This is a genomic window from Dermacoccus sp. NHGro5, assembly GCF_017565385.1.
In the GTDB taxonomy this organism is placed as follows: Bacteria; Actinomycetota; Actinomycetes; order Actinomycetales; family Dermatophilaceae; genus Dermacoccus; species Dermacoccus nishinomiyaensis.
In genome coordinates, this window is sequence record NZ_JAGEKQ010000001.1 from 144,002 (window position 1) to 155,310 (window position 11,309).

The following is an 11,309-nucleotide window of genomic DNA, read 5'->3' on the forward strand; positions in this document are numbered from 1 at the left end:
CTGCCGCTCGTGTTCGACCATTTCGCTCGTATTCGTCGGGCCGAACTCATGTTCGTCGAGGCGGCACGCCCGCGACGAAGGATGCGTCACATCACGGGGCGTCAGAACACGAGGACGCGGCGGCCCTCGAAGGCACGGCCGAGCGTCACCTCGTCGGCGTATTCGAGATCGCCGCCGACAGGCAGGCCGGATGCGAGGCGGCTCACCGTCACGCCCATCGGTCCGATGAGGCGCGCGAGGTAGCTCGCCGTCGCCTCACCCGTGTGGTTCGGGTTGGTCGCGATGATGATCTCCTCGAGCGACGTGTCGCTGAGGCGCGCCATGAGCTCGGTGATGTGCAGGTCGCCCGGGCCGACGCCCTCGATCGGGTTCAACGCACCGCCGAGCACGTGGTAGCGCCCGCGGAACTCGCGGGTGCGTTCGATCGCGACGACGTCCTTGCTCTCCTCGACGATGCAGATGAGCGCCGGGTTGCGCTGCGGGTCGGCGCACACACGACACAGGTTCGTCTCGGCGACGTTGAAGCACACCTCGCAGAAGTGCACTGTCTCCTTGACCTTGAGCAGCACCTCCGCGAGACGCTGAACGTCATCGACATCCGCCTCGAGCAGGTGGAACGCGATGCGCTGCGCCGACTTCGGCCCGACACCGGGCAGCCGACCGAGCTCGTCGATGAGGTCTTGAACCACGCCTTCATACACGATCGGCAAGCCTACGCGTCACCGGTGACAACCCCAATCGAGCGCGCGGGGCGTAGGTCAGCGGCGCGGATCGAGCAGCTTCGTCACCACCCGGCGATAGCCTGCGCCGATAGCGGGTGCCGCCACGCGGGTGACGAAAGCGGCGGCGGGGCGAAGGCGACCCGGCACCCACGGCAGGGTGATGCTCTGCGCCCAGGCGACCTCTGCACCGCCGTCGAGGTCCCGCTCGCCGTCTGCCCGGTCGGGCCCGGCGGCCCGGCGCACCGGGGTGATCTCGACCGTCACGACACCGCCGAGGAGGCGACCGACCTTCTCGAACACGACGCGCCGGCCGGCTTCTATCTCCCGGACGACCATGACGTCGTCGAAGCCAAGCGGCCCGAGCCGTGTCCGCGCGACGTAGCGTGACCCGACGACTGCGTCCTCGGGAGCCGGCCCGCGACCCGTGGTGAACGGCACGACCTCGCCGTGCGCCGACACGTCGACGACGCGCCGCCATGCCTCATGCGGCGCCAACGCCGTGTCGATCCTGAAGGCGAACCCTGCTCGTCCCATGCGTCCCATCATTCTTCTCACTCGCCCACTCTCCATCGCGCCCCGCTCTTGCTGACGTCTCCCGCGTGACTGGTTCTTGCTGACGCGTCTGCTGTGCGGCCCGCTCTCACTGCCGCGTCTTTGTCGCGTCCCGCTCTTGCTGGCATGTCGCCGTCGCATCCCGCTTGTGCTGACGCGCCCCGCGAGCCGGCCCGTGCCCTACGGCCCGGTAGAACCCGGGCCAAGGCCTGGCATCCGTGACGGTCGCGCCACGCAGCGCTGCCACGACTTTCGTCAGCCCGTGTCAGGTCAGTTCGCGTCAGGGCCTTCTTCCTTGATGACCGTGCCGCCCAGTACCGACTTGATGATCGGCAGCCCGACGGCGTCCGAGTTCTCGATGTCCTCGTCGTCGACGCTCGCCGACGCATCATCGAAGCGGCCGCGCCCGCCCCGCTCGGCATCCTCCTGACGCTGCGCGGCCTCCCGCGCCGCCTTCTCGGCGCGCTGACGCGGCGTCAGCGCGCGCCCGTCGTCGACGGCGCCCTGCGTCGGCTGCGGCGCAGGCGCAACGCTGCCCGCCGCCGCCGAGTCGTGGGCCGCCTCGGCCTGCCCATCGCCGGCGCGCTCGCGAGCACCGGCTCGATCGCTCTCGCCCGAACGAGGCGGCAGCGGATCGTAGACGGCCTCGACGTCGGTCTCGGGCTCGTCCTCCATCCAGTCAGGAATGGGCTCCCCCGCGCTCGAGGGCGCACCCGCACTGTCGTCGACACCACTGGCACCGACGCCGCTGCTGGTGCCGCCGTTGTCAGCCGGCGACGCCTCGACCGAGCGCCCCGAAGGATTCGCGCCCACCCTCGCGACGCCACCGGACGCGTCGCCCCTGTTCGAGGCGCCGTTGGCCGATCCCTGGTTCCGCGAGGATTCGTCCGCAGAACCGTGGCCGGCTCCGCGCATGCTGGGAGACGCGTCGTCGTTCGCCCATGACGGCGCCGGGCCGGCCTGCGCGCCCCAGTCGCCGCGCGAATCCGAACCCCACGCGCTGCTCTGCGCGGCGGCAGCCGCGAGGCCTGCGTCCTGGCGCGGCGAATCAGCCTCACGCGGCGCGACGCCCTCGGCGGGGTCGCCGGCCCGCGCCGGATCGACGCGGGCATGGCCGCCCTGCGCCCCGTTCCAACCGGTGCGATCGCGCCACCCACCGGGGCGTCCCTGGCCCTGACGACCCTGCTGCGGCGCAGCAGAGCGCGCTCCTCCCGAGGCGGGATCGCCCCACGCGTTCTGGCCGGACGCATCCTGCGTCGCACCACGCGAACCACCATCATGGCCCGGGCTGCCCTGGCGGCGAGCGTCAACACCCTCGCCACGGTGAGAGCCTGCTGGCACGTTCACACGCCCGTCAGCCGTCCCACCGGCGGACGATGAAGGATCGATCGACGCGCTGAACTGCGCCATCTCGTCGAACTGCGACCTGTCGTCGGGCGGCGCGTCATGCGGCGCGGGCTCGTCACCCCACGACCCGCCATCCGATGCGACAGACTGCCCACCATCCCCCTGGGGTCGGGACGAACCCTGCGCCCCCGAGGGGGCAGCGTTCGGCGACGACCATCCCCGCGCAGACTGCTGCGCGTTCGGCCCCTCACCCGCGGGCGACGCGTTCGGCGACGACCACGTCTGGCGCGCCTGCGCAGCGTTGGCCGCCCACTGATGACCCCCGCCCTGACCTGACGGCGCCGCGGCACCGGCCGTCATGGCGCGGGCTTCGACGGCGACGTCGACGCCGATCGCCTCGATGAGCGCCTGACGCACGACCTCCATGTGCTGCCCGCGACTCATCGTGCCGGCGAGGCCCTCGCTCGTCGCGCCCAGGATCAACCGGCGCCCGTCGAACTCGGCCACCTGAGCGTTCTGACTGAGCAACGTCCACGTGACGCGCTTGATGCGGAAGATGCGGTCGAGCACATCGGGCCACGCCCGACGGATGTCGTCCGTGCTCATGCCTCCGCGCGCCGGCTGACCGCTCTCGCGCTCGCCGGAACCCTGCTGCGGCGACGACGCGGCGCCGGACTGCTGCGTCGCATCGAAATCACGCTGCGCGCGCTCTCGCTCGGCCTCGCTCACGCCTCCCGTGACGCTCTGCGGCTGCTCGACCCGCGCGTCGTCGCGCGCGGCCGCAGCGGCCCGCTGACCCTGCTCGGGTGCGGCCTCGCCGTGACCTGCCGGGCGAGAGGCACCCGACTGACCCGCGCGACCATCCCCGCCCTCAACGCCGGCGGTGTCAGCACGACCACCCCCCGCCCCGGCACCCGGCGCGCGAGACAGATCGTCACCGGTCGACGAGTTCTCCTGCGCTGCACCGGCACTCGGGCTCTGCCACCTCGGTGCCGTCGCCGGCTGAGGAGCGCCCGCCGCCCCTGTCACACCCGCCGTCGCCGATGCGGCGTCCTCGGCGGAACCGCCCGAGCGTCCTGCCCTGTCAGCATTCGCACCCACCCCAGAGGCCGCGCCGGCGCTCGCGCCGACCCCGCCCTGCGTCGGCGCCGATGCACCGGCGGGAGGCATCGCCGGCGCATGTGGCACCGGCCCCGCGGCAGCACGAGGCGGCAGTTCGCCCATGTCGAGGCGACGTTCCATCCGGTCGAGTCGCGCCGCGTATCCGTCGAGACCCGCGATGCCGGGCAGCAGCACGCGCGCGCACATGAGTTCGAGCTGAAGGCGCGGCGACGTCGCACCCGTCATCTCCGTCAGGCCCGCATTGATGACGTCCGCCGCGCGCGACAGCGCCCCCGCGCCGAACGAGGCCGCCTGCGAGCGCATGCGCTCCAGCTGATCCTCCGGCACCGAGCGCAGCACGGCGCCTGCACCCTCGGCCACGGCCGCGACGACGATGAGGTCGCGCAGACGCTCGAGCAGATCCTCGACGAACCGTCGCGGGTCGGCGCCCGATTCGACGACGCGGTCGATCTGCCGGAAGACCGCCGCCGAGTCACCGGCCGCGAACGCCTCGATGATGCCGTCGAGCAGTTCGTCATCGGTGAAGCCGAGCAGGCTCGCGGCGACGGCGTACGTCAGCCCCTCGGGCCCCGACCCGGCGATGAGCTGGTCGAGCACCGACAGCGAGTCACGCACCGAACCCCCACCCGCGCGCGTGACGAACGACAGCACGCCCGGCTCGTACGCGACGCCCTCGGCGTCGAGCAGCGTCTCCATGTAGTCGCTCAGCTTCTTCGGCGGCACGAGGCGGAACGGGTAGTGGTGCGTGCGCGAGCGGATCGTGCCGATGACCTTCTCCGGCTCGGTCGTCGCGAACACGAACTTCACGTGTTCCGGCGGCTCCTCGACGATCTTGAGCAGCGCGTTGAAGCCCTGCGGCGTCACCATGTGCGCCTCGTCGATGATGTAGATCTTGTAGCGGCTGCTCGCCGGGCCGAACGACGCGCGCTCACGCAGGTCACGCGCGTCGTCGACACCACCGTGCGAGGCCGCGTCGATCTCGATGACGTCGACGCTGCCGGCACCGCCGCGAGCGAGCGCCACGCACGAGTCGCACACCCCGCACGGCGTCGGCGTCGGGCCCTGCTCGCAGTTGAGGCAACGCGCGAGGATGCGCGCCGACGTCGTCTTGCCGCACCCGCGCGGACCACTGAACAGGTACGCGTGATTGACGCGCCCCGTCCGCAGCGCCTGCATGAGGGGTTCGGTGACGTGCTCTTGGCCGATGACGTCGGCGAACGTCTCGGGGCGGTAGCGGCGGTACAGGGCCGTTGTCATGCGAGCAACACTAGTGGCGCGCGCCGACAACCCCGAGATCCCGCGGAGAACGCCCTACGAGCAGGCCGATCACGCGTCGCCCGACCACCCGTCCAGCGCCGCCCGGAGCGCCGACCACCCCACGATTACCGCCCTCGCAGCGTCCCCGGTAGACTCATGCCAAGCCCCCCGCGTGGTGGTACCTCTCCGAACTCCCCCAGGGCAGGAATGCAGCAAGGGTAGGAGAGCTCTTCCAGGTACGCGGGGGGCGCTCACGTCTCACAGGGCCCCAGCCGCGTCCCGGGCGTCATCTGACGTCGGGGGCCCCGGCCCGTCGCGCCGCGGTACTGCCGCAGCGCCATGTTCTCGGTGTCCTCCGGACGCGTGCGCGCGACGTACACCTCGCGTCCGAAGCCGCCCGTCGGCGCACGGGTGCCCTACACGACGATCCACCCGTCATCGGCGACGCTCGCCGTCCCCCACGTCATGTGGTCGAGCGTGTCGTCGTCTGCGCTCAGCGCGACGGTCTCGAGGCGTCGCGCCGCCCCGCCGTCCGGCACGACGAAGCGCGTCACCGACGTGCCGAGCAACGTGAACCCCCAGAACCCGCCGTGCCGCCTGATCGTGTTGGTGCAGACGAAAGCTCGCTCCATCGACCGCGATCAAGGCTGATGACGCAGGTCGGCCACGCCGCCAACCGCTCGCCCGCAACACCGGGACCGGGGATGACGGCGCCGCCCGTCAGCACCTGCGCGAAGCACCCCCGCGTGCTGATGAGCATCGAGTTCGACACCATGGTCGCCCCGTGGCCGGGCGCGCGACGCGTGTCGCCGAGCAGCCACATGACGCGTCCGTCGCCGAGCGGCGCGGCGTGGCGGGCGACGCGTCGCGGCATGGCGTCAGGCTACGAGCCGCCGCTCATCACCGAAGGGGTTTTCACGCACCTACTCTCCGCTCAGCTTGGCGCGCTGCACCTCGAGGGCCAGCTCGCCCGCGACGTCGGGTTCGCGCGGCGCGCCGAGCCCGTTGACGGCGGGGCTGAGGCGCCGTTCGACGGCGAGGGTGACGGCGGCCGCGCCCACGCATCCGAGGACGAGCGCGAGCGTGTACCAGCCGGCCAGGGCGTGCCCGATGAGCAGGCCCGCGAACGGCGGGCCGACGATCTCGGCGAGGTGGAAGGCTCCCGCGGAGGCAGAGTTGTAGCGCCCGCGCAGGGCGTCCGGGGCGAGGTCGTTGACCATGGCGGGCAGCGTCGGCTGCAGGAACGTCTCGCCGATGCCGAAGATCGCCGCCGACGCGCAGACGAGGACGCCGGCCATCGTCGCGGAGCGCTCCCCCGACCAGCCCGCGAGGCCGAGCACGGTCCACGACAGCGACCACAGGCCGCACATGAGCAGCAGCGCGCGCGTGCGCCGCCTGCCGGAGACGAGCCGCAGCACGAGGATCTGCACGACGACGATGACGGCCGTGTTCGCCGCGTACGCCCAGCCGAGCACCTGCGTCGAGACGTGCGCCACGCTGCGGGCGAAGGCCTGGAATCCGACTCCGAACTGCGCGTAGCCGATGAAGGCCGTGATGAATCCGAGCAGCACGAGCAGCCGCATCGTCGGCTCGCGCAGCACCTGCGCGTAACCGCCGCGCGGCGCGTCGCCGTCAGGGCTCGAGGGGTGCTCGACGCGTCCGCCGTGGTGTCGCAGCGGACCCAGGTACAGCGCGAGTGGGACGAGGAACGTCGCGGCGTCGATGACGTACACGAGCTCGAACGTCGACGGCCGCGTCACGTCGACGATGGCCCCGCCGAGCACCCCGCCGATGCCCATGCCCAGGTTGAGCAGCGTGAAGTTGAGACCGAAGAAGAACTGCCGTTGGTCCGACGGCATGACGCTCGCGACCATCGCCTGCACGGCCGGGAAGATCACCCCCGTCGCGATTCCGGAGAGCGTCAATGCCAGTGCGGCCCGCCCGACGTCGTGCGCCCCGGCCATGAGCAGTTGCCCGGCGATCTCGAGCCCGACGGCCGTGATGACGACGCGACGCGCACCGACACGGTCGATGACGACACCGCCGGGGCCGACGGCGAGCAACCCGACGATCGCGGGCAGGGCCAGCAGGATGCCCGTCACCTGCAGGCTGAGGTGGCGCACCTCGTGCAGGTAGGTGACGCCGAACGGCATGATGAGGCCGGTGCCGATGAAGTCGAACACGATGCTGACGAGCATGAGCTTGGCCGCGAGCGGCAGGTCGCTCCAGCGCACACGGGCTGCGCGGGTGTCGTCGGGGCTCGTGTTGTCGTGCGTCACGCCCCCATGGTGACAGCCCGCACCGACGAGCCCCTGCGCACCCGTCGTTCCCCGGCTGTTCCCTCGACGCTGCTTGCACCGCCCGACTTGGGCGCATGCGCCGCGGTGCAGTACAGTTCTCGGCGGAGGATTCGCATAGTGGCCTAGTGCGCACGATTGGAAATCGTGTTGGGGATGAAACCCCTCATGGGTTCAAATCCCATATCCTCCGCCACACGTGATCGATGCCCCGCCGGGTTCGCCCGGCGGGGCATCGTCGTGTCTGCGCGCCGAGGGACGGTCGCCGTCGGCGTGGGTGCGCGGCCCGCCGTACACTGGGCACTTCCGGGGGTGGTTCGTCGTCGTGCGAGCCGGGTCGAAAGGATCGTGATGATGCGCCGAACCGCCAGCACTGCAGCGGTTTTCGTCGTTGCCGCAGGTGCGTTGACGGGGTGCTCGAGCGACAAGCCGAAGCAGGCTGCGCCGACGTGCCCACCCGGCAACCCGTCGCCGTCACGCACGGTCGCGTGGTCGAGCATCTACGCCAACGTCTACAACGCGAGCGACCGCAGCGGTGAGGGTGCCACCGTCGCGAAGCAGCTCGGCTGGCGCGGCATGCACACGCTGGACGTCAAGAACGACCCATTGAGCGACGATCGTCCGACCCCCAAGTTCGCCGAGATCCGGTACGGCAAGAACGGCCGCACGATCGCGCTCAACGTCGCCAAGCAGATCCCCCACGCAAACCTGTATCAGGACGAGCGCACGGATCCGACGATCGACATCGTCATCGGCAACAAGTTCTCGCTGACGCCGCGCCCGCCGCGCGCGGTGAAGGACGTCTCCGTCACCGTCCTCAACACGACGTTCATGCCGGGCCTCGCGGCGGACGTCGCCGGTCGGCTCGGCAAACAGGGTTTCCACGCGGACGCCGAGGCGAACGACAAGGCGTACTATCCGAACGACTCCGCCGTCATCGTGTACGACGAGGAGGGCCTGCCCGACGCGCAGCGCCTGCAGATGAGCATCCCCGGTTCGCGGTTGCTGCAGGACACGCAGACGAAGGGCGCTGTCGACATCAAGGGTTCGGCCGTGCGCCTGTATCTGGGTTCGAAGTGGCCGACGGACGGCAAGGTCGTGCCGTTGTCGCAGGCGACGGCGTCGCCGAGTGCGTCACCGTCAGCGTCGGGCGGCTGCTGAGGGAAACAAGCTCTGGTAGGTGGAAGTCACACGAGGGACGCCCTGGTCGGGCGTCCCTCGTGTGTCTTGGGTGCGTGCGCCTCTGATGCGCTGATCGTCAGCGACGGCGGGCGGTGCCGAAGAGGCTGCGGGTGATCTCGCGGCCGATCTGGGTGCCGGCGGAGCGCATGAACGACTTGAAGGCGGAGGAGTGGACGACCTGGCTGACCATGCCGGGGTCTTCCTTCTCCTTCTTGGCGGGCGGGTGGGGCGCTTCGGGAGCGGGTGTGTTCTGCGCCGCGTCGGCGTCGCTCCCCGCACCCGCTGTGTCGGGCGTCAGGCGTCCCTGCAGTTTCTCGTAGGCCGATTCGCGGTCGATCGCTTCGGAGTACTTGGGTGCGAGTGGCGACGACGACACGATGCGGTCCATCGTCTCGGGTGCGGCCGGGCCCATCTTCGACGTCGGTGCGAGCATGCGCGTCCAGGCGACGGGCGTCGGGGCACCGGTCTCCGACAGTACGGTGACGATCGCTTCGCCGGTGCCGAGCGTCGTCAGCAGCTCTTCGAGGTCGTAGCCGCTCTTGGGGAAGGTGCGCACGGTCGCGGTGAGCGCCTTCTGGTCGTCGGGCGTGAAGGCGCGCAACGCGTGCTGCACGCGGTTGCCGAGCTGGCCGAGGACGCCTGACGGCACGTCCTTGGGCGTCTGGGTGACGAAGAAGACGCCGACGCCCTTGGAGCGGATGAGGCGGACGGTCTGCTCGATCTGGTCGACGAACGCCTTGCTCGAGCCGTCGAAGAGCAGGTGCGCCTCGTCGAAGAAGAACACGAGCTTCGGCTTGTCGAGGTCGCCCGCTTCGGGCAGTTCCTGGAAGAGGTCGGCGAGCATCCACATGAGGAACGTCGAGAACAGTGCGGGCTTCTCGGCCACGCTCGGCAGTTCGAGGCAGGTGATGATGCCGCGCCCGTCGGCGCCGGTGCGCATGAGGTCGGACGTGGCGAACTCGGGTTCGCCGAAGAACACCTCGGCGCCGCCATCGGCGAACGCGATGAGGTTGCGCAGGATGACGCCGGCCGTCGCCGAGCTGAGCCCGCCGAGGTTCTTGAGGTCGGCCTTGCCCTCGTCGGACGTCAGGTGCGTGATGACGGCGCGCAGGTCCTTGAGGTCGAGTAGGGCGAGCCCGTTGGCGTCGGCGTAGTGGAAGATGAGACCGAGGCTGGATTCCTGGGTTGCGTTGAGCCCCAGCACCTTCGACAGCAGCGTCGGGCCGAACGAGGTGACGGTGGCACGCACAGGCACACCCTTGCCCTCGCCGCCGAGGCTGAGGTATTCGACGTCGAAGCCCTTGCCCTCCCACGCCTGCCCGACGTCCTTCGCGCGGGCGGCGACCTTGTCGTTCGACTCACCCGGTTCGGCGAGACCGGACAGGTCGCCCTTGATGTCGGCCATGAAGACGGGCACGCCGTTGGTGGCGAGCTGCTCGGCCATGAGCTGCAGCGTCTTGGTCTTGCCCGTTCCGGTGGCGCCGGCGATGAGGCCGTGGCGGTTCATCATCGACAGCGGCAGGCGCACCTGCACGTCGGGCTTGGCGGTGTTGTCCTCGACGGCTGCGCCGAGCTCGAGGGAGGCGCCGTCGAAGGCGTATCCGCTGCGGATGGCTTCGAGCTGATTCTTTTCGGTCACGTCGTGAGCGTATCCGCCCGGCGCGTGCGCGCCCAGCACTGTCGGCACATAAAATAGGGCCGTGATCTTCAAGGCCGTGGGCGATTCGCGCCCCTACCCCGACCATGGCCTCGTCACGCCCAAGGACTGGTCGCCGGTGACGCCTCGGGTGGTGCGTCTGGCGGATCTGACGACGACTCGTACGACGCTCGATCTGTCGGCGCTATTGTCGGAGGATTCGACGTTCTACGGCGACATCTTCGCGCATGTCGTCGCGTACGAGAACGAGTTGTACTTGGAGGACGGTCTGCATCGCGCCTTGCGGGCCGCCTTGCAGTCGCGCGCCACCTTCCACGCAAGGGTCTTGTCCCTATGAGTTATGTCCGCGACAACGGTCTCGCTCGGGCGCGCAAGCGTCGCGAGCGCCGTTCCATCGCCATCCTCGTCTTCTGCGCGCTGCTCGTGCTCGGCGCGATCGTGTTCGCGGCGACGTTCATCTCGTCGCCGAGCAAGCAGAACGGCCCGTGCCCGAACGGGACGGTGAGTTCGGCGCCGCCGGAGATCGCGTCTTTCACGCTCAACGTCTACAACGCCAGCGGATCGAAGGGTGCGGCCGGAACGGCTGCGGAGGCGTTGCGCACGCACGGGTTCAGGATGGGTGTCGTCGGCAACGACCCGTATCAGCACAGCGAGGACGGTGTCGGCGAGGTGCGTTTCGGCCCTGACGGCGCGGCGCTGGCGAAGCGGTATGTCGCGACGTTGGTGCCGGGCGCGAAGCTCGTGCAGGACGGGCGTGACGGCAACAGTGTGGATGTCGTCGTCGGTTCGTCGTTCCCGACGATCGCTGCGGCGCCTGCGTCGCCGTCGCCGTCGCCGGTGTGCAAGTGACGGTTCGTTCATCTCGTTTTTGCTCCGACGCATCGCTGTTGTAATGTTCTTACCGGTGGCGTGTCCGAGCGGCCTAAGGAGCACGCCTCGAAAGCGTGTGTGGGGGTAACTCCACCGTGGGTTCAAATCCCACCGCCACCGCCAGAGATGCGGAAGACCCCCTCCGGGATCAGCGACGAAGTCGCCCCGGAGGGGGTCTTCCGCATCTCAGAATGAGCACGGGGGATTTGGGAGGAGGCAGGCGGCAGCGAGCGAAGCGAGCTCCCGCCCCGCCGACGGAGTCCCACCGCCACATGACGCACACGTGACACGCACTTGACCCAC

General features: G+C 70.1%; 9 protein-coding genes, 2 tRNA genes and 1 other RNA gene. 6 read left to right on the forward strand and 6 right to left on the reverse strand.

The window, feature by feature from the left end; all coding sequences use genetic code 11:
• Nucleotides 1-101 precede the first annotated feature (101 nt).
• The 3 genes from recR to J4Z35_RS14300 form a co-directional block, all read right to left on the reverse strand.
• Nucleotides 102-701, reverse strand: coding sequence for a recombination mediator RecR (recR, locus tag J4Z35_RS00670; protein WP_074040928.1), 600 nt, complete (start codon nt 699-701; stop codon nt 102-104).
• A 57-nt stretch (nt 702-758) separates the two neighbouring features.
• Nucleotides 759-1,160 carry a hypothetical protein gene (locus J4Z35_RS00675; RefSeq protein WP_171969875.1) on the reverse strand — a complete coding sequence of 134 codons (402 nt, stop codon included), beginning with the start codon at nt 1,158-1,160 and terminating at the stop codon, nt 759-761.
• 384 nt (nt 1,161-1,544) lie between these two features.
• Nucleotides 1,545-5,000: a DNA polymerase III subunit gamma and tau gene (locus J4Z35_RS14300; protein WP_074040917.1), complete on the reverse strand. Its 3,456-nt coding sequence runs from the start codon at nt 4,998-5,000 to the stop codon at nt 1,545-1,547.
• Nucleotides 5,001-5,160: 160 nt separating this feature from the next.
• Here J4Z35_RS14300 and ffs point away from each other — a divergent pair.
• Nucleotides 5,161-5,255: signal recognition particle sRNA small type (gene ffs / locus J4Z35_RS00685), an RNA gene on the forward strand.
• A gap of 161 nt (nt 5,256-5,416) precedes the next feature.
• On the opposite strand, the gene J4Z35_RS00690 is transcribed toward ffs, so the two are convergent.
• Nucleotides 5,417-5,632 carry a hypothetical protein gene (locus J4Z35_RS00690; protein ID WP_074040918.1) on the reverse strand — a complete coding sequence of 72 codons (216 nt, stop codon included), beginning with the start codon at nt 5,630-5,632 and terminating at the stop codon, nt 5,417-5,419.
• A 291-nt stretch (nt 5,633-5,923) separates the two neighbouring features.
• Nucleotides 5,924-7,279, reverse strand: coding sequence for an MFS transporter (locus tag J4Z35_RS00695; protein WP_006945313.1), 1,356 nt, complete (start codon nt 7,277-7,279; stop codon nt 5,924-5,926).
• 124 nt (nt 7,280-7,403) lie between these two features.
• On the opposite strand from J4Z35_RS00695, the gene J4Z35_RS00700 reads away from it, so the two are divergent.
• A tRNA-Ser gene (locus tag J4Z35_RS00700) sits at nt 7,404-7,493 on the forward strand.
• A 158-nt stretch (nt 7,494-7,651) separates the two neighbouring features.
• Complete coding sequence (locus J4Z35_RS00705; RefSeq protein WP_171969876.1) at nt 7,652-8,458, forward strand: LytR C-terminal domain-containing protein; 807 nt, start codon at nt 7,652-7,654, stop codon at nt 8,456-8,458.
• Nucleotides 8,459-8,555: 97 nt separating this feature from the next.
• Here the strand turns inward: J4Z35_RS00705 and J4Z35_RS00710 are convergent, their stop codons facing one another.
• The gene (locus tag J4Z35_RS00710; protein WP_074040930.1) at nt 8,556-10,118 is read right to left on the reverse strand and encodes a helicase HerA-like domain-containing protein; all 1,563 of its coding nucleotides are present in this window, start codon (nt 10,116-10,118) and stop codon (nt 8,556-8,558) included.
• Between the two features lie 61 nt (nt 10,119-10,179).
• On the opposite strand from J4Z35_RS00710, the gene J4Z35_RS00715 reads away from it, so the two are divergent.
• The 3 genes from J4Z35_RS00715 to J4Z35_RS00725 all read left to right on the forward strand — a co-directional run bounded on the left by J4Z35_RS00715 (nt 10,180) and on the right by J4Z35_RS00725 (nt 11,129).
• Nucleotides 10,180-10,473 carry a hypothetical protein gene (locus J4Z35_RS00715; RefSeq protein WP_006945312.1) on the forward strand — a complete coding sequence of 98 codons (294 nt, stop codon included), beginning with the start codon at nt 10,180-10,182 and terminating at the stop codon, nt 10,471-10,473.
• Nucleotides 10,470-10,985 carry a LytR C-terminal domain-containing protein gene (locus J4Z35_RS00720; RefSeq protein ID WP_006945310.1) on the forward strand — a complete coding sequence of 172 codons (516 nt, stop codon included), beginning with the start codon at nt 10,470-10,472 and terminating at the stop codon, nt 10,983-10,985. The genes J4Z35_RS00715 and J4Z35_RS00720 overlap by 4 nt, the downstream gene beginning before the upstream one ends.
• A 54-nt stretch (nt 10,986-11,039) precedes the next feature.
• Nucleotides 11,040-11,129 (forward strand) — tRNA-Ser (locus J4Z35_RS00725).
• Nucleotides 11,130-11,309 lie beyond the last annotated feature (180 nt).

Excerpts from the sequence above, each read along its gene's own strand:
- J4Z35_RS00690 (WP_074040918.1), bottom strand. The coding sequence starts at position 5,632 with ATGGAGCGAGCTTTCGTCTGCACCAACACGATCAGGCGGCACGGCGGG.
- J4Z35_RS00720 (WP_006945310.1), top strand. The coding sequence starts at position 10,470 with ATGAGTTATGTCCGCGACAACGGTCTCGCTCGGGCGCGCAAGCGTCGC.
- J4Z35_RS00705 (WP_171969876.1), top strand. The coding sequence starts at position 7,652 with ATGCGCCGAACCGCCAGCACTGCAGCGGTTTTCGTCGTTGCCGCAGGT.
- J4Z35_RS14300 (WP_074040917.1), bottom strand. The coding sequence starts at position 5,000 with ATGACAACGGCCCTGTACCGCCGCTACCGCCCCGAGACGTTCGCCGAC.